This window comes from Dyadobacter sp. CY343, assembly GCF_021390335.1.
Taxonomy (GTDB): Bacteria; Bacteroidota; Bacteroidia; order Cytophagales; family Spirosomataceae; genus Dyadobacter.
The window spans coordinates 358506-381789 of sequence record NZ_JAJUXK010000003.1; the positions used below are offsets into that span (position 1 = coordinate 358506).

Sequence of the window (23284 nt, forward strand, 5' to 3'; positions counted from 1 at the left end):
CTGCCTAAGCTTCGTTAAATTCCTTAAAAGTGCCGTCGGTATAAAAGACTACGATCTTTGCAACCTTCTTTTCAGGTGTGATGACTGTTGCCGGCCGGGACTGTACCACATTCTTATTTGCATTTGGTGCGACTATTTTTCTCGCTGCTGTGGGCGTTGGTGTAGTGGCCGATTCTGGCAGGTCATTTTCGTCCAGTATCCATTCCAATCCTAATTCCGGAAAGCGTTTCACGATTTTTTGCACCATTTCCAGACTAGGCTTATTTCGCCCAGCCAATATATGTGACATACTCGATCGCTGTACACCAATCTCATCAGCGAATATCGAGGGCGAAATCGCTTTATCCGTGAGTATTCGTTTTATTTTATCGCTTAAATTCATAATTGTAAACTAAATACACAAAACTAAATTGACATTTAATATACAAATGTAATACTATCAATTCTGTCCAACAAGTACAAATGTAAATTACCCGAAAGAACGAAAAAAAAATGCGGCACCTGGGCACCGCATTTAGTTGACTTAGATTAAATAAGCTATTTAGATAGCGACCTGATTGTCTCTCAGGGCGTCATTTAGCGATGTTTTCAAATCGGTACTTGGTTTACGCTTACCAATGATTAATGCGCAAGGAACGTGATAAGTACCAGCAGCGAATTCCTTTGGAAGCATTCCTGGAATCACAACGGAGTCTTCTGGAACAAAACCTTTGTATTCAACTGGTTCAGGGCCAGTAACATCGATGATTTTTGAACTACCGGTTATTGTCACGCCAGCTCCGAGTACAGCTCTTTTACCCACGTGAGCGCCTTCCACTACAATACATCTTGAACCTATAAATGCACCGTCTTCAATTATAACAGGCGCAGCTTGCACTGGTTCCAGCACCCCTCCTATTCCTACTCCGCCACTTAAATGTACGTTTTTCCCGATCTGCGCACAGCTTCCCACAGTCGCCCAAGTGTCGACCATTGTTCCTTCATCTATGTACGCGCCGATGTTGACATACGACGGCATTAATATTACACCCTTGGAAATGTAGGCACCGTATCTCGCCACAGCCGGAGGGACTACACGAACGCCCAATTGCTCGTAGCCCGTTTTTAGTTTCATTTTGTCGTGATACTCGAAAATACCCAATTCAGTAGTTTTCATTTGCTGAATTGGGAAATAGAGAATGATCGCTTTTTTTAGCGCTTGGTTAACTAACCATGTCCCGTCGGGCTGCGGCTCTGCTACCCGAAGTCTGCCTTTGTCAACTTCTTCAATAAGATCTGAGATATAGCTTTTAGCCTTCTCCTCTTTTAAAAGCTCTCTGTTGTTCCAGTAGTTTTCAATTGTTTCCTCAATACTCATGTTAAAGCAATAGATTAATGTATATTATTTAAAGTAATTATATTCAGTCTGTTAGGTATCTTAACAAAATAAAATTCGTTTCACAAAACCAGGTGTGAGAATTAGGCGGAGAGCCCTTAGAAAAAGCTCAAATTACCAGACGATGACGCAATATAAGACATGGATAACAAAACAAACAATAGATTAAGTAAGATATTCGCCAATAATATATACTATCATGGTTAGTAAACTTACGAAAATACTAATAGTATTGGTACGGATAGAATTTGCTAAAATCAGTAGTAAATATCTTCGGATGCCTTTAAAACCGCATTATTACCGTCTATTTCGTGCAAATACCCTCATTTTTGTTATTTTTGCATTGAATTAACCAATCAAATAAGATATGTCTACAGTTAAAGTCGCAATCAATGGTTTCGGCCGCATCGGTCGCCTTGTATATCGCCAGATATACAATATGGAAGGTATTGAGATAGTTGCCATAAATGATCTAACGAGCCCAAAGGTGCTTGCTCACCTTCTTAAATATGATACCGCACAAGGTCGTTTTGACGCGGAAGTTAAATCAACTGAAAACTCGGTAACCGTCAACGGCGAAAATATTGTGATCTACGCACAGCGTGACCCTTCACAAATTCCCTGGGGCTCACATGATGTTGATGTTGTTCTTGAATGTACAGGATTTTTTACAAGCCAGGAATCAGCAAGTGCTCACATCAAAGCTGGCGCGAAGAAAGTAGTTATCTCTGCTCCTGCAACAGGCGATTTGAAAACTATCGTTTTCAACGTTAACCATAATATTCTTGATGGTTCTGAAACAATCATCAGCGGCGCGTCTTGTACTACCAACTGTCTTGCTCCAATGGCGCAGGTTCTGGAAGAAAAATTCGGTATTGTGAACGGTTTGATGACGACGATTCACGCATACACCAACGATCAGAATACACAGGATTCTCCTCACGCAAAAGGCGATTTGAGAAGAGCTCGTGCAGCTGCACAGAACATCGTTCCAAACAGTACTGGTGCCGCAAAAGCGATAGGTCTTGTATTGCCTTCTTTGAAAGGTAAACTGGACGGTTCTGCACAACGCGTACCTACCCTGACAGGTTCATTAACTGAATTGACTGTAATTCTTGGCAAAGAAACTTCTGTTGAAGAGATCAACGCAGCCATGAAAGCAGCTTCCAACGAAAGTTACGGATATACAGAAGATGAGATCGTGAGCAGCGATATTATCGGTATCAGCTACGGCTCTTTGTTCGACGCAACGCAGACAAGAGTTCAGAAAGTAGGTGATACTCAACTGGTTAGGACTGTAAGCTGGTACGACAACGAAATGTCTTACGTTTCACAGCTTGTAAGAACAGTGTACTACTTTGCGAGCCTGATCGGAAAATAATATATTGAAGTACTTGAAGTTAATTGAAAGCCGCTGGTCGAAAGACTGGCGGCTTTTATATTAGCTGGGTTTTTATGTATTTAATACTGTAACCCTTTTTCGTGAATATTGACTCGTAGTGCGTCTTGACACCATAATGCTCGTCTAGCAACGGCGACTGATACAGATCGTCGGTATGTTCAAGTATCTTGTACCGGCTGGTATTGCTGATTGTTTCAAGGGTGTATTCATACAAGAAAGTACTATCTGTTTTTAAACAAAACAGCCCGCCTGGCCGGATGAATTCAGCGTACTTACACAGAAAATTGGGATTTGTCAGTCTTTTATTCTCGTCCCTTTCACGAACTTGCGGATCCGGGTGAATAAGCCAGATCTCATCCAGCTCGTTTTCCCCAAAGAATTCGTGAGAATATTGGATTCCGGCTCTCAGAAAAGCAACATTATTCAAACCATACTCAGTAGCAACCGCGCTTCCTCTTGCAATCCGGTCGCCTTTGATGTCCATTCCGATGAAATTCTTTTCCGGAAACTTCTGACCAAGGCCAACCGTATATTCTCCTTTTCCACAAGCCAGCTCAACCACGATCGGGTTACTATTTTCAAAATAGATCTCGTTCCACTTTCCTTTAATTTGCTCGTAGAGCGGCTTTCCCGCTTCGATTACATTCGCTGCCTGCGCACTAAAATTGTAATGATGTAATTTTCTCCTTGTCATTCAAATAAACACTATAATTGATCGAGGTCAGCCACAATGAATGTACTGCCTCCTACGTAAATAATATCTGTCGAGTCTGAATCAGCCACTGCTTGCTTCAATGCCGCATTTACATCTTCGAATACCTCTCCTCGTAAACCCTGCTCCAATGCGGCAGAGGCCAGTTCCGACGCATCCAGAGCTCTCAAATTACCAGGGTGACAAAAGTAATAAACCGCATCGAGCGGAAGAAGCTTCAGTATCGCGCCAATATCCTTATCTTTTACAAATCCGATAACGAACCGAAGATTCTTATGCGGGAGGCTTGTAAACTGCGCGATCGTCTCGGTTAAACCACCTACATTATGGGCAGTATCACACACTACGAAAGGCTGATCGGCTATTTTTTGCCAGCGACCTTTTAACCCGGTAAGAGGAACAACCTGGCTAAGTGCAGCACGAACTGCCCCCGGTGGGATATTCCAACCCTGTGATTTTAAAACATCCCGCGCTGTCAAAACCCCTGCCAGATTTCGTAACTGATACGAACCGGTCAGGTCTAAACGTAAGTCCTCACGCTCAGTGATTTCGGAACCCAATCTCTCGGCGTTGGCAATCAGTTTACCGTCATCCACACCACTGCTTTCAGTAAGATATTGCTGAGAGCCGAATGTAATCGGGGCTTCGAGAGAAGATGCTTTATTGATGAATACATTGGCAATATTCTCCTCCTGGTATTCGCTGATCACCACCGGGACCTTTTCCTTAATAATACCCGCTTTCTCTGCCGCTATCTCCGGAAGGGTATTACCCAGAAATTGGGTGTGATCCAAACTTACATTGGTGATTAAGGATAAAATTGGCGTGATAACATTAGTGGAATCAAGACGTCCGCCCATCCCAACCTCTATCACAGCAATATCAACCTGACGGTCTCTAAAATAGCTAAATGCCAATGCGACTGTTACCTCGAAGAAAGAAGGATCTAATCTATCAATGTTAGATTTAATACCACTGGTAAATTCAACTACGAATTCTTCGGTGATGTGCGCTCCGTTCACCCGGATTCTTTCCCTAAAATCTTTTAAATGAGGGGAAGTATAAAGCCCAACTTTGTAGCCGGATTGTTGTAAAATAGCCGCAAGCATATGCGAGGTGCTCCCCTTCCCGTTTGTTCCGCCAACATGAATAATGGGGTAAGCTTTCTCAGGATTTCCAAGTGATTTGCACAGCTCCTGGGTAGTAAAAAGGCCCGGCTTAAAGGCACGGGCTCCAATGTTCTGAAATACGGGCAATCTGCTGTACAGATATTCCAGCGTCTCCTGGTAACTCATTTGCTTATTTAGACCGGATTTTAAAGGTAAGCGTTCCAACTGATTCGTCTGGAACATTTGCCGATTTTGGAATAAAGGTCAATTCTCTTACTGCACTTTTATATTTGTTCACCACTGCATAATCTGTGACAGTAGTGCTCGCCGTGACTATGTTCTTGACGCGACCGTTTTTATCCACTGTAATCTTGAAAGTAATATCACCGGTAGCGTCCGAATTATCGTCTACAACTGGTCTTCTTGACCAACTCCACCCAGATAGGCTTAACCCTACCGCAGTGCCGCCACCGCCTCCTTCTCCCTTATAAGTTTTGGCGAACAGGCTTCCGGTTTTAGAACCTTTGTCACCTACACCTTCCGCATCGTCCCCGTTATTGTTCCCGCCTACTCCGCTTTGCGTTCCGTTTGTCCCATTGCTGCCTGACTTACTGCCTGAAGATTTGGTAAACAACGCGTCTCTATTGACGGGCTTTTCAGGAGTTGGCTTCGCAACAGGTGCAGAAGCGCTTTCCGCTCCGGTCGATTTTTTAACGTCAGCCTTTTCCGGCGCTTCTACCGGGCTCTCCTGCTTTGAAGCAATAACAGGCTTCTCTGCAACCGTTTTTGTAGGCTTAGGCGACTCTATCTTAGGTGGCGTCGGAGGTGTTGGTTTTGGAGTTGATACCGATTTTACCTTTTTAACGTCATCTGCATCGGCACGCATATTCTGCGCGACCTTACTGTCATTTGGCTTATTGAAAGTTTGAATATCTCCTTTTCCAACCTTGTCGGTCCCGTAGTTGACCTCCACAAAAAGCTCCATCGGCTCTACCTTGGGCATTGAGCTGCTCAGGCGGATAAAAAAGAATATCGCGAGCATAGCCGCCGTGATCCCGAAGGACCAGGCCCAGGAAACAGCAATTCTTTGGCGATCTTCTGCTTGTAATGTGACCATTTTACGCTATTTATAATTTCCTCGAAAACGTAAATTTAACAAAATTCGTATGCAACAAAAAAGGAAGCTTTCGCTTCCTCTCGGTATTACAGATTCTTTTTCTTTAACTTATAAACCCAGCCAGGCTGGCCGATGACTGATTTCAGTTTGGCCGAAGCTCGATAGGCTTCTTTTTCAGTATTATAGACGCTCGTGGCAACTTTAACTTTCGTGCTGTACTTATCGCCGGGGATGATCAGTGCTTCTTCAAATCCTTTCGCTTTTAAATCTTCCAGCAGAACCTTTGCCTGTCTCGGCCCTTTAAATGCGCCTGCAACAACATAGAATTTCGACGTCGTGGCAACTACCGGAGCAGCTGCTATTGGGTCAGGTGCTGCGGTAGTTGCAGCGGTCCCAGCTGAGTCGATTGTCGGAGTTACTACTTTAACAGCAGCTTCGGGAACAACAGTAGTCGGTTCAACTACGATGGTCTCAACTTCTTTTACCGGCGCTTTCTCTACTTTTTCAGTTTTGGCAAAAAGCTCGGTGAACGGATTCAATGTACTTTGAATATCCCGGTTATCTGAATTGACCATGAAAAAGCTCAGTCCGCAAAGCAAGCCTGTAATTACCGCAGCGGCTACCCAGCGAACCCAATTCACTGAACGCACATTGTCTTCGTCACCTGCAAGTACCTCCACTTCCTCCTCTACTGCATATTGATCTGCAATAGCTTTGGCCGCAACGACTTTGTTAAAGTGCTTTACCTTGATTTTCTCGAAACCGTACCATTCGTCTTTAAAGTACTTCTCGGTCTTCGGTTCAAAAACAAGCTTTCCCTCTACATTCTTCTCAAATTCACCAACTCCCGGAATTGTAGCTTGTCCATTTGCTTCCAATGTCGAACGCAACTGATCCGTAAATCGCTTTACAAAATCGACCGCTTCTGTATGTGACCATTTTTCCTGCCTTGAAATGTAATTTGCCAACAGGCCGTCATCCAATTTAAGATATTCATTAAAGGCCAGCTTCTTCGCAGGAGGCGAGAAGAGACCCGAGCTTTTGTCGTAAGTAGCCGGAATGTGATGGGAAATAAGGGCCCCGAATCCCGGAATAATTACAAACTCGTATTCAGTAATGAGTTTTCTTAAAACGTTTTCAACGGCGATCATGAAGCACTTTTTGAAGTTAACTCGACGAAGTTAAAAAGAAAATGACAATCCTCCAATAAAGTTCAGGCCCTGCTGCGGGTAGTACAGATAGCGTTGATATTGCTTGCCAAACACATTGTTCAGTGACACAAATGCAGAGAAGTTCTTGGTTAACAGGTAGTCTATCTTGAAATTCAGGTCAGCGATCACCGGTAATTTCGTCACTACTCCGCTCTGGAAATTTTTCGCTTTTAATCCCCTCAGCATATAAAAATCGGCAGTTACAAATAGCTTTTTGCTGATCGTAAGCGCATTGAACCAGTTAATCGTAAGGTCCGGCCGGTGCCAGGCTTCCTCGACACTTCCCATTGCGTAATCAAAGAAATTCGCTTTCAGAGAAGTTTTAAATGCATCGTTGAAGTTATAGCCAGCCTGTGCCGAAATCGTTAATACCTTTGTTTTCCCAGTATCGTAAATGATCGAAAATCTGGACGTATCCACCAATGAGTTGTTGAAATTGTAAAAGTTGCGGTAGCTCGTATAAGCTACTTTACCCTCGTAATTAAATCCGCCGGCAACTTCTCCCTTCACACCTCCGCTAATCTCTGAGGTTTTTTCCGAGTTTACGATCAAAGCATTCGGTCCCAACCACTGATTTTCACTTAACATACTTCTCAACGTATTTCTTACGATATCACCATTCCAGCCAGCAAAAATATGCAGGCCCGGCAAGGGAGTTACATCCACATTCAATGCTGGAAAAGCTTTTGTTTTATTGATTTTTAACTCGCTATCCGTGTCATTAACAACGTTAAGTCCGGCCGAAACCGTGAATGCCTCTGTTACATATTTGAATGTAGGCTTCACCCGAAAAAGATTCCGTTGGTAAGTAAACATATCAATGCGCTGCGAAAGAAACGCATCGGCTTCAAGCAAAGCATAGAAACTTTCAGAAATGGGCACGGAGGCCATTAATTTTGTACCCCAATCCAATTCCGAGGCGCTATAACGGTCACGCAGCGAATTAAGGCTGGTTTTAACAGAATAATCGACGAGTACCGATGCATCCGTATTTTCAAAGCCAAGATTTACACCAAACTGATTAACCGTCTGTCTGATCGTGTCCCGGTCAACCATAATGCCCTCAGGTTGCGGCTGATATCCGTAGAAATAGTAATTCTTCCGGTCATATTCCAGATTCGCCTCAACCTTGTAGGTACTGCGAATGTATTTGCCACCCAATTTGATATTGGTAGCAGCATTCGCCGAGTTCTTTCCGTCAACCGGCCCGTTTGCAGCAGATAAGTGCTTTAACTGAGTAGTAAACGCGAGGTCTTCTGAAGGACGCCCACCTACAAACGCTTCTCCCAGAAACCGGCCGTAATTACCGCCTCCGAGCTTTACATAGTTATTAAGGACATCTTTCTCCTCATTCCTTTTCTCATCGGTCGAAGCCGCTACTGACGGTGTTAGCTTCGGCGAGGATATATTAATCTTTGGATCAATAATCTCATAGTTAACCTTGGTTTTCCCGGTCTCGCCCTTAATAGGCTGCACTTTATCAAAAACGCGGTTAGCCGGAGCAAACTCAATGCTCTTTTCTTTGACGATCTCGTAAGTTTGGCTTTCAATTTCTCCTCTTTGCGCAAATGCATAGTTTGCAACAAATACAGAGGCAAGAGAAAGCAGGGCAATTTTTGATGCTTGGATTCTAATCATCAGTATGAATATTTTCTGTTAATCGACGGGGTGAATTACTTTAACTTCTCGATCTGCGTCAGCTTTTCCTTCGCCAGCTCAACTGCTTCCTTATCATCTGAATTTTCGATGATCGAATTGAGCGTAGCCTTTGCCTGTCCGATCTCATTTAAACCTGCATACACATCAGCCAGCAAGATGAAAGATCTGGCGCGCCAGAAATCAAAACCTTCAAATGCTTTTCCCAGCTCAATAATCGCTGTTTCCGCCTCCTTGTATTTCTTTTGTTTAAAAAGCACCATCGCATTCCAGTAGCTGGCCTCAGCTCCAAATTCATCTTTGGAAGAGTTGGCTACCTTCTTAAATTCCTCCGCCGCTTTGCCAAGATCACCTTTTTCATAAGGAACTTTACCTAAATACAACTGCGCTTTACCGACCCCGCCAGGAACCACATTACCTACATTGATAACCTCTTTGGCGTAATACAAAGTGGAATCGTAGCTTTTCAATGTATAATAAGTATCCATCAAGCCGATCCAGGCCTGCGTCTGTTCCTTTTTGTTTTCGGAATTACGGAGCAGTACGCGGAAATTGGTAACTGCATTGTTAAAGTTGCCTCGTCCAATTTCGAGCTCCGCAGAGCGCTGCGCGGAAGCGGCTACAAACGTGGACCGGTTTTCCTGCACAACCAGACTATAAGCCTGCAATGCTTCATTTACCCGACCCAACTTATCGTAAGACGATGCGATGAAGTAACTTGCGTCATACTTATGCTTGCTCGCAGGATAACTGGATTGAAATGCCTGCAGTGCCTGAATCGCATTTTCATATTTCTCAGCATAATAGAGGTTCCTGACATTGTCAAATTCCACCTCTTCCAGTTTCTCGTTCCCTGGATTGTTCTTGCGGACCACACCAAGCACTTGCGTAAATTCTTCCGGCCGCCCAACCGCAGTATAGCTTTCCTGGATACCTTCCAGCGCGCTGCTTGCAGACGGAGAATCTGAATATTCTGTCAGGATCTTTCTAAAATCGACAATCGCCTGTTCGTATACTTGTAAGTTGTAATACGACTGCGCGCGACGTAGCAACGCTGCCGGAATCATGAAGCTTTTCGGTGCCTCATTGATCATCCTGGTAAATCCTTTTACAGCTGCCGAGTAGCTCTGGTTTTGAAAATCAATATCGGCCATCTGAAAATACGCATCGTCGATATAGCGAGAATTCTTGTATTGAGTTACTACCATCTCAAACTGCTTACGAGCTTCTGCCTCGCGGTTCATATAAACGTAAGCCCGGCCTTTTTGAAAGATCGCGTAATCCTTATCCACTTTTCCCTTCGACGCAACCTGCTCGTAGGTCCGGATCGCTTCATTGTAATTTTTCGCTGCCAGGTAACAGTCCGCCAAACGTGAATGTGCATCTTCGATCATCTGCGCATCCATCCCTTCTATATTGTTTGTGAATTCCTTAAAGTATGGCAACGCTTGAGCATATTTCTTTTGGTTGTAATAAATGTAGCCCAATGCGTACAAGCTCTTCTTAGCATAAATCCCTGCTTTCGGGTTTTTGGAAATTTGCTGGTAAAGCGCCGCCGCCTCGTCAATCTTTTTCAAACCATACACTGACTCCGCCTTGTAGTAAGTTGCCGACGTATGGATTTCCGGATCGATCGGGACTTTAAGCGATTTGTCAAACATCACAACTGCCTCTGCAAACTTCTCCTGATTGAAATCCGCTACTCCTTGGTTGAATGTCAAGCGCTGGTAAGTACCATTTATTTTAGCATTCCTTGTTTGGAGCCCCTCAATATATTTAATCGCTCCGGAGCTATTGCTTGAATTTGCATAACCCTCGGCAATAAGTTCGGTCGCCTCTTCCTTGTGCTTGCTCTGAGGGAATTTAGCAATGAATCCGGTAAACTCCTTTACTGCCTCCTGGTTGTTGCCTGTTTCCAACTGCACTTTTGCGTGGTTGTACGAGGCTTCCTCCTGCACTACATCGTTGAAGTCTAACCGTGATGCATTGTCAAATGATGTTAAAGCATTACTTAAAGCATTAGTCTTTAAGTAACTGATTCCCAGGAGATAAGATGCGTACTGCGAAACAGAATCCTTGCCTGTTGCAACTGGCTTTAATGTCGTTATTGTAGCTTCATAATTATTGCTTCTGAACTGCGAATGTCCGTAATGCAATGCAACTGCGGGCCGCATCGTGCCTGGGCGCATACGCTTATATCTATCGTATGCTTTAACTGCCGCTGCGTAATCCCCTTTTTCATAATATACCTCTGCCACGTAGAGTGCAACGTCATCCAACTTAGTATTGCCGCGCTGCTGTCCCAGGATCTTCTCTCCATACTGTGTCAACTGGTCAAACTCTTTCAGCTGATACATGGATGAAATGATCCAGTTAGGCGCTTCATTTTTATAGTAAGGATGCTCCTCCACCCGCCGGAAATCTTCCAGTGCTGCACTGAAATTATTTTTTTGGTAATTGATAACACCAGCATAAAAAGATGCATCCCCTGAATTAGTAAAGGACACATCATTCTTAACCTGATTAAATAACGGCAATGCCAGGTCCGGCTGCTGCGTGTTGTAATAGGACATTGCTAGCTGGTACGCGCTCTCCGACCGGGAACTTCCCGAAGCAGGTGTCTGCACCGCCTTTTCCAGGTAGGTAATCGCTTTTTCGTGGTTACCGGCATTGTAATAATAACGGCCGAGATCACCATAAACCTGTTGCGCTTTGGGATGCTCTGCGTGATTCTTTACAAAGCGATCTACCTGAACCTCTGCCTCAGGGTAATTCAGGTATAAACCCGTGACGGCCACATAATATTCAGCTGTCACCTTATTATAGTCGCTTGTACTCAGCAACTTATCCTGTGTATTTAAGAACTCGCCGAATTCCTGCCTGGCCGCGACGTAGTTAGACTTCTCATAATATTCAAGCCCGTTCCTGAAATGAGCTTCGGGCTCGGTGATACTGAGCGTGTTTTGAGCTGATACATAAGTTGTACCCGCACTTAAAAGCAATCCGAGCGCCGAAGCGCTACATTTTAATACCATAGAAGCTGAGTTGGTGGATTTTTGAATTATTATACTGCGATGGACCATATCCTTTTATATAAGATTACCTCTGCGCACAATTACCGCCTGAAATGGTTTGATAACTAACGAAATGTGCATTAAAACCGTATACGTTGACTCAAAAGCCGATTTTTACATTTAGAACAATACGTTATTCCGATGTAAGGTCTCTTGGAAATCACGCTGCATTTCACTGAATTTGATTAGCACGGAATTGAGAAAGGCCTCATCTAAACAACCCTCCAAGTCTGCAATATCTTGTATTTCGTACTCTTCAATTTTGTAAGTCTGTTCAAGCAGACCCAGCTCGATTTTAATAATGTATTTGTTGTTCCATCGATAAACACCAATTTTGAGATCCTGATGGGGTATATCCTTTATGTATCTCATATTAAAATAAATAATCTAACATCATGAAAGTCAATCCAATACTAACTATAATACTAATTTTTTTAGCTAATATAATGTTCAGCTGTGGAGGCCAGGATAAGAAAGACGCTGCTGATTTTTTCCTGAAAGCCAATGTTTCTCTTACGCAAAACAATTATGCCGAAGCGCTTCGGTTATACGACGAAGCAATTGCCAAAAATGCAGATTTTTCGGACGCCTATCTTAACAAAGGGATAACTTTATTAAAAATGAATCGGGCAGAAGAAGCCTATGAGATTTTAACAGAGGCGATCGCAATTGACCCTACACTTGTACAAGCAAATCTCGTTAGGGCGGAAGCTGGGTTAAATATCGGGAAGATCAATGAATCCCTGGAAGATCTGGCACAAATTGAAAAGGAATATAAAGACTCTTCCCGGTTTTATTTGATCAAAGGTGACCTCTTGAGTACAAGAGGAACGGATCAGCTTGCCATTTCAGAGTACGACAAAGCAATCAGCCTGGACAAATCAAATGTTGAAGCCTACGTAAATCGGGGAGCATTATATTACCGAATGAAATCCTACCCTGCCGCCAAATCCGATTTCGAGAAAGCGTTAGCCTTAGACTCCAGCCATCCGCAGGCACTGAACAATCTTGGGTTAATATTATCCAAAGAAAAGGATTGGCAGCGGGCGCTGGCCTGCTTCGACAAAGTGCTGAGCACTCAGCCAGACGATGCCTATTCCCTAAATAACAAAGGCTATGTTCTGCTCATGACGGGAGCATTGGAAGAAGGAAAAAAGCTGGTGGAGCGGGCACTTGATAAACAGCCTCGCAACGGATATGCATTGAGAAACGTGGGTATATACTATGCCCAGAAAAAAATGCCAGCGGAGGCGCTCAAAAATTATCTGAAAGCAATCGACATTGCCGAACCTGTGGACCAGCTCTACGGACTTGCAGGACAAGCGTACCTTGACAACAAGCAAATCGACGATGCTTGCAAAATCTGGAAACAGGGTATTATTTTGAAGGACTCAGTGGCGGTTCAACTGGCTGCTAAGCATTGCCGCTAAGGTCGCTTCTTACCGTCGCCTTCAACCCTTTCCACACCCTTTCATTTTCGTAAGGATCGGTAAAAATTTCAATCAGGCTTATTTTCGGAGCTTGCAGGAACAGTTTGAGAATTTCTTCAAGCGACGGCAAATCCTTAACGCTGAAATAGCTAATTCCCGAGTCCTCGCAGGTGCGGCGGGCAGTGTACGAATGTCGGGTCTCGAAAAATTCTTCCATTTCTGGCAAGGCGCCTGGTCCGTCGATCATCCGGAATATGTTTCCGCCGCCATTGTTCAATACAACAATTTTGAGATTATCAGGGAGTGGAGGGGCGAGCAAACCATTTCTATCATACAGGAACGCGACGTCTCCGACAATCAGCAGTGTAGGCAAATTATTGACCCTTGCTGCGCCGATTGCCGTACTCACACATCCGTCAATCCCGCTCGTTCCTCTGTTAGCAAACACCTCTCCTATCTGGTTATCAAAACGCAATGTATTGACATAGCGAACCGCCATACTATTTGCCACATGTAACTGACATCCCGTATTTAAAAACTTAAAAATACAATCTATCGATGTTAAATCATTTAACGTATTTAGATTTGTTATATACTTAACCACACTAGTCGTACTGTTGGCTTCGAGAGCATCCCATTTTGCTGAGTTAAAGGACAAACTGTCAAAGTCAGTATGCTGCACAAATTGCTGATAATCAACCCTCTCAAATAACTCCTTGAAGAAATAGGCGGGATCCACAGGAATATTCCGGGTCAAAGCCTGCATAGGATCCGGTAAAACAGCAGTTTCACCAATATGCCAGTGTTGTTTTGGCGGGTTTCGTCTGATGAACTGCTTGAATTCTTTAGAAAGAAACGATAAACCAAATGTAATAAGTAAATCCGGGCGTAGCTGGGCAGCATTTTCCGAACCTAAAAACAAATCGTGGCTGCCAATAAAATGTGCTTTTAATTTAAGATTTGATATACAATCACCCAAAACAGGAATCCCCCACTCCTCCGCTATTTTTTCCAAGCTTTCGCTCAATTCCTGATCAAATCTCGCCTGCCCGCCTGCTATCAGTACGCTGCCCCCATCTTCGAGCTCGTCGATGATCTGGTGCCACATTTCGGTAGATAGTGTTGCAGTCGTTTTTACCTTCTCAATAATGCGGATTTGCTCCGATGGCTCAAAAAGATCCGTTTCAAGCGGATAAAATGGCTCGCGAATAGGAATGTTGATATGAACAGGTCCACAGGGCTTAGAAGAAGCAGATATGAGAGCCTCATTTACAATACGATTAATCGCCCACTGCACATCCTTGTGCTGGTAGTCAGGCGCGATTTCATGCGATTGCTTGACGTGCCGCCCGTAAACATCAGATTGGTAAATAGTTTGGCCGTCGAGTTGATGCTGCCACTCCTTGGGCCTGTCTGCCGTGAGAACAACCAATGGGATATGTTGGAAAAATGCTTCTGCCACTGCGGGCGCGAAGTTATATGCGGCACTGCCTGAGGTACATATTAATACCACTGGCATATTCAGTTGCTGCGCGATTCCTAGGCCGATAAACGCCGCTGAGCGTTCATCCATGCAAGTATGCATTTGAAAGCCCCTGTGGCGAACAAATGCCAGTGTCAGTGCGGCACTGCGAGAGCCAGGAGATACGATTACATGGCGCACACCGTGCGCGAAGCATACCGAAGCTAAATCAATCAGAGGTTGTAGAATGGCCATATCAGAAACAAAAATAGCCTCTTATGAGGCTATTTTATAATTATAAATATTCAATATTTAACTTACGATTAACCAAGGTAAGTTTTCAAAGCTTTGCTTCTGGAAACGTGACGCAATCTTCTGATCGCTTTTTCCTTGATTTGACGAACGCGTTCACGTGTAAGGTTGAACTTCTCGCCAATCTCCTCCAAAGTCATCGCATGCTCACCATTCAAGCCGAAATACAATGCAATCACGTCAGCTTCGCGTTGGGTAAGTGTACAAAGTGCCCTTTGTACCTCTTTGCGTAAAGATTCGTTAACCAAACCTGAATCCGGCTTATCTTCCAGATCATTTTCTAATACATCCAGCAACGAGTTTTCCTCACCCTGAACGAAAGGCGCGTCCATTGAAACGTGGCGACCTGAGATCTTCATGGTATCAACTACCTCAGAAGACGAAATTTCAAGTACTTCCGCCAGCTCTTCAGGTGAAGGTTCGCGCTCGAAACGCTGCTCCAGTTCTGAAAACGTCTTGGATATTTTATTCAAAGAACCTACCCGGTTCAAAGGCAAACGTACAATACGTGATTGTTCTGCCAGTGCCTGTAAAATAGACTGGCGGATCCACCAAACTGCGTATGAAATGAATTTAAAACCTCTTGTCTCATCAAAACGCTGAGCTGCCTTGATCAATCCTAAATTTCCTTCATTGATCAAATCACCCAACGACAAACCTTGATTCTGATATTGCTTTGCAACAGATACCACAAACCTAAGATTTGCTTTGGTCAATCTCTCTAAGGCCAGCTGATCTCCATCCCTGATTTTTTGCGCTAATGTCACCTCCTCATCCGGCGTCAACAAATCCACCTTACCGATCTCCTGCAGATATTTGTCTAGCGACTGACTTTCACGGTTGGTAATTTGCTTACTGATCTTTAGCTGTCTCATCTATATCTCTTATTAAGTATGTTATATAACGACGTCAATAGTGTCTTAAAGAACCAACACTATTTTATGCATTTTTGTTCTCTGGCTTCGGCAACAATACCTTGCGTGAAAGGCGATATTTACCCGTTTTCTTATCGATTTCAACCAGCTTAACCTGAATCTCTTCGCCTACTTCAAGTACACCGTCCATAGTCTCCAGACGCTCCCACTTGACCTCGGAAATATGCAATAAACCGTCTTTGCCAGGCAGGAATTCAACAAATGCACCAAACGGCATTATAGACTTCACTTTACCAGTATATAATTCGCCGATTTCAGGTACCAGAATGATACCTTTGATACGGGAAACAGCCTTATCCATTGAAGTCTTGTCTGCCGAGAATATACTTACAAAGCCAGCGCCATCTTTTTCCTCAATAGAAACGGTAGCTCCCGACTCTTTCTGAATATCCTGAACAACTTTTCCACCGGGCCCGATCACTGCACCGATCATATCACGGTCAATTTTGATCACAATGGCACGTGGTGTATGTGGTTTCAGATCCGCGCGGCTTTCTGTCATCGTCTTGTTCATTTCGCCAAGAATATGAAGTCTGCCTGCTTTCGCCTGCATTAATGCTTCTGTCAATACTTCAAACGAAAGTCCATTCACTTTCATATCCATCTGGCAGGCAGTAATACCAGCCTCGGTTCCGGTTACTTTGAAATCCATATCTCCAAGGTGATCTTCATCTCCAAGAATATCGGAAAGAACTGCATATTTGCCAGTCGCTTCATCTGAGATAAGTCCCATCGCAATACCTGAAACCGGCGCTTTGATCTTCAAGCCTGAATCCATCAATGCAAGTGAACCTGCGCAAACGGTAGCCATAGACGAAGAACCATTTGATTCCAGAATGTCAGAAACGATACGGATCGTGTAAGGATTGTCTTCCGCCACTGGCAATACTTTTTTCAATGCACGCAGTGCCAGGTTTCCGTGACCAACTTCACGACGGCCAGGTCCGCGGTTAGGTTTTACTTCGCCGGTAGAAAATCCAGGGAAGTTATAATGAAGCATGAATTTGCTATAACCGTATTTTAATGTGGTATCAACAATCTGCTCATCGTTTTTGGTACCTAATGTTACCGTAGTCAGAGACTGAGTTTCCCCTCTCGTGAAAAGAGCTGAACCGTGCGCGTTTGGAAGGAAATCCACTTCCGATGCGATCGGACGAACTTCATCCAAACGACGACCGTCCAGGCGAACTCTTTCGTCCAGAACCAGGCGGCGTGACGCTTCCCAAACCAGATCGTTAAAATAACGTTTCGCAAGACCTTCTTTAAATTCAGGTGCTTCTTCTTCTGTTATTGTAGTTTTAAATTCTTCCCAAACTGCCTTAAATCCGTCTTTACGGGCATTTTTGTTAGCAGAACCAAGTTTGGTAACAGCGTATATTTTGTCATAAGCAAATGACCGCAAACGTGCTTCAACTGTTGCATCTGCATCGTCACCTACATATTCTCTTTTTTCAGTTTTGCCAACTGCCGCTTCGAATTCTTTCAGAGCAAGGCACTGGGTTTTGATAACTTCGTGTGCGATTTTGAGCGCTTCGATTACTTCTTCTTCCGAAACCTCGCTCATTTCACCTTCAACCATCGCAATATCGTTGTAAGTCGCACCCACCATTAGCTCCAGCGTCGCTCTTTCAAGCTCGGCCGATCCCGGGTTGATTGCGTACGCTCCGTCGATTTTAGCAACACGTACTTCCGATACCGGACCATTAAATGGAATATCAGATGCAGCCAGTGCGGCAGATGCTGCCAAAGCAGCTAATGCGTCAGGTAATGCAGTGTGATCCGCAGATATTAAAAGGATATTAACCTGAACTTCTGCGTGATAATCATCCGGAAATAAGGGACGAAGTACACGGTCAACCAAGCGGCTTGTCAATACTTCGTGGTCCGACAGTTTACCTTCGCGTCTCTGGAAGCTTCCCGGAATACGGCCGGCAGAAGCAAATTTCTCCTGATAGTCAACCGATAATGGCAAAAAGTCCAGTCCTTCTCTGATATCTTTGTTAGCTACAACTGTGGCCAGCAACATGGTATTCCCCAGTCTGACAACTACCGAACCGTCGGCTTGCTTCGCTAATTTTCCTGTTTCGATAGTGATTTCCCTGCCATCAGGTAAGGGTATAGTCTTTGTAACTATATTAAAAAGCATAGAATTGTGATTTTTGTAGCTGTGAAACGCCGTCCTGACGTTCCGATGATTTTCTAAAGTCCGCAAAAAATCAGGGAACTTACATGTTATTGAAGTTCCCTGATTTTGAATTACTTACGTATGTTCAATTCGACGATAATCGCACGGTAGCGATTGATGTCATTTTTGTAAAGATAGTCTAGCAATCTTCTGCGCTTTCCTACCATTTTAAGAAGACCAAGACGCGTATCATTGTCTTTCTTGTGCGTCTTTAAGTGCTCGTTCAAATAGTTGATGCGGTACGTAAATAAAGCAATTTGTGATTCAGCTGAGCCGGTGTCTCCGCTCTCTTTTTTAAAACCTTTTGATTCGAAGATCTCGCTCTTCTTTTCCGCGGTTAAATACATGATTGTAACAACAGATTAAATAAATATGAAGTAATTGACAGCGCCTTGCCGCAAATAAGGTTGCAAAAGTACGATTTTGCAGTGATATTAAAAATATAATTTTACTATGATTGGATAAGTTCCTTTTTCCCGAATCTACTTGCCCACTGTTCTTTAATTCTTTTCACGAACATCAGATACACATCTTTATCAAACAAACTGGAGTCGCTTCGAGCGCGGTCAATGAAATATAATCCGGCCAGTAAAAGAATAGTATTGGCCATCCACGCTCCCAGTGGGACTGCCAGCAAACCTTCCTTCACCCACTTATCTCCCTGATTCGTTAAAACGTACAATAGGATAAAAAACAAGATTGAAACCAATACAGGTACACCAAACCCACCTTTTTTGATGATTGCTCCCAGCGGCGCGCCGATCAGGAACATGATCAGACAGGATATTGCATTGGTATACTTATGGTGCTTTTCCAGTTCGTACCGGTTCGCGTCTTTCAGTTTCGTTTGAAGGTAATCGTATTGTGTCTTCGTATAGCTGAGCATGCTGCCAGAAGCACTTTTCGCATTTTGAAGGATATCTTTTTTCAGACTATCAGATACCGGTTTCACCAACAAGGAATCAATCCACGCGCCTTTCTTAATTGTTTTATCGGTTCCCTCCCGGTAATTATAGGAGTAATACTGCTGGCTGCCTGAAACCAGATTCTTCTTTGTTTCTACATAAGAATTCCGAAGTGAATCCGCAGTACTGGTAAGATCTGTGATATTCTTCATGAATTCGTGGTACTTGAATTGCCCTTCGTCGGTACGCTTCATGCCGAATGAAGCCAGACTTTCCGTAAGCCGGTAATGCTTGAACGAATTCCTGCTGAAATTGGAAAAAGCTTTGGTTGAACCAGTTGGGGCAGAAATATATACCGGCCTGGCATTTCCCGAAGCGGCTTCATCCGTATACCTGGTTCCGTTATAAAGTTCGATAACCAGGTAACGGTTATCATTAATGGAATACATTCTTCCGGAGTCGGCAAGGATAATTTCGGTATTACCGAATTCATAAGAACGGTTACTGTGCTTATAAATGACCATTCCTTTCAACCGGCCGTTCTCTTCCTTCTTATCTACTTTAATGCTATATCCGGGCAGATCATTATAAAATATCCCGTCCTTTATTTTGAGCGTCGCCTTTGTGGTTTTAATATCATACAAAAGACTATATCCCTTCAAATTCGCCCAGGGAGATACCCTATCGTTGAAAAAGAAGGAAAACACACTGATCCCGAAAGTCACGATAAAAAGTGGCAACATCGTGCGTACAACCGAAATCCCTGCACTCTTAATGGCTGTAAGCTCAAAGAATTCACCCAGGTTACCGAATGCCATTAATGAAGATAGCAACGTAGCCAGTGGCAATGCAGTGGGTACGGTGATCAGACTAAAAAAGAAGAATAACTGGGCGTAATCCGTGATTCCCAGGTCTTTGGAGACGAAATCATCAATGTAAAAAATCATGATCCGCATTAGAAAAACGAATACCACGACCGACATTGTAATTACAAATGGCCCCCAAAACGACATTAAAACAAGCTTATCAAGCTTTTTCATCAACTACCTACTATATCTCTAAGATTATGCATAAATCCATCCCACAACGAAGCAAGCTCATCCCGATCCCGGTTGGGCGAATAGTCGCTTACGCGCAGGAACGTTGCCTGAGTTAACTCACTTACCTCCAATTTCAGTTCCAGGTAGTTGTTATCAAGATTGTCGTCACTTGTATTTTCAAAATCAAAACGAACCGATTTATTAATTCTAAGACTGGTTTGTCTGGCAATATGGCTATCACCGTCCCACTGGAAATCAAAGCGATGATCGGGTAAAACAGTGACTTTTTCGGCAAACCACTGTTCCAATCCGGAAGGGGTCGAGATATATGGAAAGAGCACTTTGGGAGAGGAACGCAATTCAAACTCAGTAATAAATTTATATTTTTCCATATGAACTACTATTAAAAGGGTGTCCCAGTCAGTTCCTGCCGCATCGCTGACTTAAAAGTTGTAATATAGCATAAATCAAGAATAAAAGCCTGTAAAGATAAATTTTGAGCAACGCAGAATTCAGAATTTCTTCGTCATTTTTAAAGAAAACGTATTGTGTCATTAAATTATTTAACATACTTTTGCACCACGTTAAACGGCGGGGTAGCTCAGATGGTTAGAGCGTAGGATTCATAACCCTAAGGTCGGCAGTTCGATTCTGCTCCCCGCTACTTCGATTTTCAGACATCCTTCCAGGGTGTCTTTTTTATTTTCTGCCTGCTCCGAGAATTAAAATTCCAACGTTTCAGTTTAACCATCTAGGTAAACCACCTATTCACCCGAACTGTATGAAATTATTGTTACAATATCTCAGCCGCTATAAATGGCTGATATTGCTCGCTTTGCTGATGGCGTCAATCAATCAGGTTTTTTCCCTTTTGAACCCATATATCTTAGGTAACCTGCTCATAGATCCGTACGCGAATAAGGCGGACTATTTTCGTAAAAACGGCCTCGACGACGCGTTTTTCAAAGGTGTTCTCACAGGTTTGCTGCTGATCATCGGAACCGCGATGGTCTCCCGGATCGCGAAAGCATTTCAGGATTATCTGGTCAATGTTGTGATTCAAAAGTTTGGGGCTAACCTCTATACCGACGGGCTCCGGCATGCGCTGCGACTTCCTTTCCAGGATTTCGAAGATCAGCGCAGCGGCGAAACATTATCCGTTCTTCAAAAAGTACGGGCCGACTGTGAGAAGTTCATCATGAATTTCGTTAATGTGCTCTTTACTACGCTGATAGGAATCGTATTTGTAGTGATCGTTGCATTTAAGCTGAGCCCGATGCTGCCGCTGATCTACCTCGTAGGATCCATTGTGCTGGCTATATTGACGAGCGTTTTAAGCCGCAAGATCAAATCCATTCAAAAGAATATCGTCACCGAAACCACCGCGCTTGCCGGTTCAACGACCGAATCGCTGAGGAATATTGAGTTGGTAAAAAGCCTTGGACTTACCCAGCAGGAGATCGGCAGACTCAATACTACTACCTTCAAAATCCTCAAACTGGAACTGAAAAAGGTCAAAAGCATTCGCTCGATCAGTTTTATACAGGGTACGTTCGTGAATTTCCTGCAGCAATGCATCATGTTTGCGCTGCTGTTTTTCGTCTTCCGCGACCAGATTACCGTCGGACAAATGATGATGATGCAGTTCTATTCCTTCTTCATTTTCGGTCCGTTGCAGGAGTTGGGGAATGTAATAATGTCCTACCGCGAGGCCGAAGCGTCTTTGAATAACCTGCAAACGTTACTGGCCCGGCCCATCGAGCAGAAACCTTTGCATCCCGAGACAATCGGCGAAATTGAGGTTCTGGAATTTAATAATGTCAGATTTCAGCACCAGTCGGCAAACAGACCTGCATTAGAAAATATCTCTTTCAGGGTTAAACGTGGTGAAACGATCGCATTTGTAGGACCGTCGGGCTCTGGTAAAACGACGCTCGTAAAGCTCCTGGTTGGACTTTATCCGCCAATTGAAGGAAGTGTTTTCTACAATAATCACAACGGTAATGCCATTGATTTTGACGAGATCAGAAACAAAATAGGCTTTGTGACGCAGGATACGCAGCTTTTCTCCGGTACTATCAGAGAAAATCTCCTTTTCGTTAATCCGACTGCGACCGACGAAATGATCCAGGATGTATTATTGAAATCGGCTTGCTATAATCTTTTGTCAAGAGCTGAGAATGGCATTGAAACCGTGATCGGTGAAGGTGGTTTGAAACTTTCGGGCGGTGAGCGTCAGCGACTTTCTATTGCGCGCGCATTGCTACGAAACCCTAACCTGATCATATTCGACGAGGCAACTTCCGCCCTGGATTCACTGACCGAAGAAGAAATTTCCAATACGATCCGCAGCATTACCGATCAGCGGCAGCATATTACCGTTATGATCGCGCACCGGCTCTCCACCATCCTTCACGCCGATCGCATCTATGTATTAGAAAAAGGAAAGATCATTGAAACCGGCACGCATTCATCGCTTCTGGACGAGAAAGGTTTGTATTATGCTATGTGGCGGCAGCAGATCGGTGAGCGTAAAGACGAGCAGGTGGTACACGCATAGTCGCATTTCACTGCGCATTCCGCAAGTTTCAGGTTTTAGTAAAATAGCGGTCAGGGTAATTTTGTTAAAATAATATTGGCGACAAAACATTCTGCCCGTGGAAAATCCTGAAACTATTGACTGGAAAACTATTGAAAATGAGCTGGACACAAAAGGTTACGCTCGTATAGAGCGCGTGCTGACCAGTGATGAATGCGATCTGCTTTCCGGCGACTATGAGCATGCGGCATTGTACCGCAAAACCATTTCCATGGAACGGTATCGTTTTGGGTTTGGCGAATATAAATACTTCAATTATCCCCTACCCGGCCTCATTCAGCAGCTCCGGCAAAGCTTTTACCACAGGCTCGCACCAGTTGCAAATCTATGGATGCAGCAGTTGAACCTACCCCACAAGTACCCTGCCGATTTTCAGACTTTTCAGGAAACGTGTCACGCACGGGGGCAGGATAAACCGACCGCGCTCATCCTCAAATATGGCGCAGGCGGACATAATACATTGCATCAGGATCTTTACGGAGATGTATTTTTCCCTATTCAGATGGTCATTTTTCTGAATCAGGCTGGCGAAGATTACACAGGCGGCGAATTTGTACTGACACAGCAAACGCCTCGCGCACAGTCAAAAGCGATCGTGTTGAGACCAAATAAAGGTGATATTCTTTTATTTACGACCAATTTCAGACCAATAGGCGGCAGTCGCGGATATTATCGTGTTAATATGAAACACGGAGTAAGTGAAGTGCTTTCGGGCGAGCGATTTACATTAGGTATCATTTTTCACGACGCTTTAAGCTGA

General features: G+C 43.9%; 18 protein-coding genes and 1 tRNA gene. 5 read left to right on the forward strand and 14 right to left on the reverse strand.

Going from position 1 to position 23284, the window contains the following annotated elements; all coding sequences use genetic code 11:
* Positions 1 to 4: 4 nt before the first annotated feature.
* Together LZG94_RS09790 and LZG94_RS09795 are read right to left on the reverse strand one after the other, a co-directional pair.
* Positions 5 to 382, reverse strand: coding sequence for a helix-turn-helix transcriptional regulator (locus LZG94_RS09790; protein WP_255700627.1), 378 nt, complete (start codon positions 380 to 382; stop codon positions 5 to 7).
* A 159-nt stretch (positions 383 to 541) separates the two neighbouring features.
* On the reverse strand, positions 542 to 1357 hold the full coding sequence (locus LZG94_RS09795; RefSeq protein WP_233791725.1) for a 2,3,4,5-tetrahydropyridine-2,6-dicarboxylate N-succinyltransferase: 816 nt from the start codon (positions 1355 to 1357) through the stop codon (positions 542 to 544).
* 385 nt (positions 1358 to 1742) lie between these two features.
* On the opposite strand from LZG94_RS09795, the gene gap reads away from it, so the two are divergent.
* Positions 1743 to 2756 (forward strand): type I glyceraldehyde-3-phosphate dehydrogenase, encoded by a 1014-nt coding sequence (gap, locus tag LZG94_RS09800; protein WP_215233207.1) that lies wholly within the window; start codon positions 1743 to 1745, stop codon positions 2754 to 2756.
* Positions 2757 to 2811: 55 nt separating this feature from the next.
* On the opposite strand, the gene trmB is transcribed toward gap, so the two are convergent.
* The 6 genes from trmB to LZG94_RS09830 all read right to left on the reverse strand — a co-directional run bounded on the left by trmB (position 2812) and on the right by LZG94_RS09830 (position 11617).
* The gene (gene trmB / locus LZG94_RS09805) at positions 2812 to 3471 is read right to left on the reverse strand and encodes a tRNA (guanosine(46)-N7)-methyltransferase TrmB (protein ID WP_233791726.1); all 660 of its coding nucleotides are present in this window, start codon (positions 3469 to 3471) and stop codon (positions 2812 to 2814) included.
* Positions 3472 to 3482: 11 nt separating this feature from the next.
* On the reverse strand, positions 3483 to 4784 hold the full coding sequence (locus tag LZG94_RS09810; RefSeq protein ID WP_233791727.1) for a folylpolyglutamate synthase/dihydrofolate synthase family protein: 1302 nt from the start codon (positions 4782 to 4784) through the stop codon (positions 3483 to 3485).
* 4 nt (positions 4785 to 4788) lie between these two features.
* A complete protein-coding gene (locus tag LZG94_RS09815) occupies positions 4789 to 5715 on the reverse strand; it encodes a hypothetical protein (RefSeq protein WP_233791728.1) in 927 nt (308 codons plus the stop codon).
* A gap of 86 nt (positions 5716 to 5801) precedes the next feature.
* A complete protein-coding gene (locus LZG94_RS09820) occupies positions 5802 to 6866 on the reverse strand; it encodes an SPOR domain-containing protein (protein WP_233791729.1) in 1065 nt (354 codons plus the stop codon).
* Positions 6867 to 6896: 30 nt separating this feature from the next.
* Entirely contained in the window at positions 6897 to 8564 is a 1668-nt protein-coding gene (locus tag LZG94_RS09825; protein WP_233791730.1) for a TonB-dependent receptor, read from the reverse strand.
* Between the two features lie 35 nt (positions 8565 to 8599).
* Positions 8600 to 11617 carry a tetratricopeptide repeat protein gene (locus LZG94_RS09830; protein ID WP_233791731.1) on the reverse strand — a complete coding sequence of 1006 codons (3018 nt, stop codon included), beginning with the start codon at positions 11615 to 11617 and terminating at the stop codon, positions 8600 to 8602.
* A gap of 485 nt (positions 11618 to 12102) precedes the next feature.
* Here LZG94_RS09830 and LZG94_RS09835 point away from each other — a divergent pair, with 485 nt between their 5' ends.
* A complete protein-coding gene (locus LZG94_RS09835; RefSeq protein WP_233791732.1) occupies positions 12103 to 13086 on the forward strand; it encodes a tetratricopeptide repeat protein in 984 nt (327 codons plus the stop codon).
* On the opposite strand, the gene menD is transcribed toward LZG94_RS09835, so the two are convergent.
* From menD to LZG94_RS09865, 6 genes are all read right to left on the reverse strand, one after another.
* Positions 13070 to 14803, reverse strand: coding sequence for a 2-succinyl-5-enolpyruvyl-6-hydroxy-3-cyclohexene-1-carboxylic-acid synthase (gene menD / locus LZG94_RS09840; protein ID WP_233791733.1), 1734 nt, complete (start codon positions 14801 to 14803; stop codon positions 13070 to 13072). The two genes, LZG94_RS09835 and menD, sit on opposite strands and share 17 nt — an antisense overlap.
* A gap of 68 nt (positions 14804 to 14871) precedes the next feature.
* The gene (locus LZG94_RS09845; protein WP_015810559.1) at positions 14872 to 15735 is read right to left on the reverse strand and encodes an RNA polymerase sigma factor RpoD/SigA; all 864 of its coding nucleotides are present in this window, start codon (positions 15733 to 15735) and stop codon (positions 14872 to 14874) included.
* Between the two features lie 64 nt (positions 15736 to 15799).
* Positions 15800 to 17941, reverse strand: a complete 2142-nt coding sequence (gene pnp / locus LZG94_RS09850; protein WP_233791734.1) for a polyribonucleotide nucleotidyltransferase — start codon at positions 17939 to 17941, stop codon at positions 15800 to 15802.
* 110 nt (positions 17942 to 18051) lie between these two features.
* Positions 18052 to 18327: a 30S ribosomal protein S15 gene (gene rpsO, locus LZG94_RS09855; RefSeq protein ID WP_215233217.1), complete on the reverse strand. Its 276-nt coding sequence runs from the start codon at positions 18325 to 18327 to the stop codon at positions 18052 to 18054.
* A gap of 104 nt (positions 18328 to 18431) precedes the next feature.
* Positions 18432 to 19925 carry an LptF/LptG family permease gene (locus LZG94_RS09860; protein WP_215233218.1) on the reverse strand — a complete coding sequence of 498 codons (1494 nt, stop codon included), beginning with the start codon at positions 19923 to 19925 and terminating at the stop codon, positions 18432 to 18434.
* Positions 19925 to 20317, reverse strand: coding sequence for an START-like domain-containing protein (locus tag LZG94_RS09865; RefSeq protein ID WP_215233219.1), 393 nt, complete (start codon positions 20315 to 20317; stop codon positions 19925 to 19927). The genes LZG94_RS09860 and LZG94_RS09865 overlap by 1 nt, the downstream gene beginning before the upstream one ends.
* Positions 20318 to 20515: 198 nt before the next feature.
* Here LZG94_RS09865 and LZG94_RS09870 point away from each other — a divergent pair.
* The 3 genes from LZG94_RS09870 to LZG94_RS09880 all read left to right on the forward strand — a co-directional run bounded on the left by LZG94_RS09870 (position 20516) and on the right by LZG94_RS09880 (position 23284).
* Positions 20516 to 20589 (forward strand) — tRNA-Met (locus LZG94_RS09870).
* Positions 20590 to 20706: 117 nt separating this feature from the next.
* A complete protein-coding gene (locus LZG94_RS09875) occupies positions 20707 to 22485 on the forward strand; it encodes an ABC transporter ATP-binding protein (protein ID WP_233791735.1) in 1779 nt (592 codons plus the stop codon).
* A 97-nt stretch (positions 22486 to 22582) separates the two neighbouring features.
* On the forward strand, positions 22583 to 23284 hold the full coding sequence (locus LZG94_RS09880) for a 2OG-Fe(II) oxygenase (RefSeq protein ID WP_233791736.1): 702 nt from the start codon (positions 22583 to 22585) through the stop codon (positions 23282 to 23284).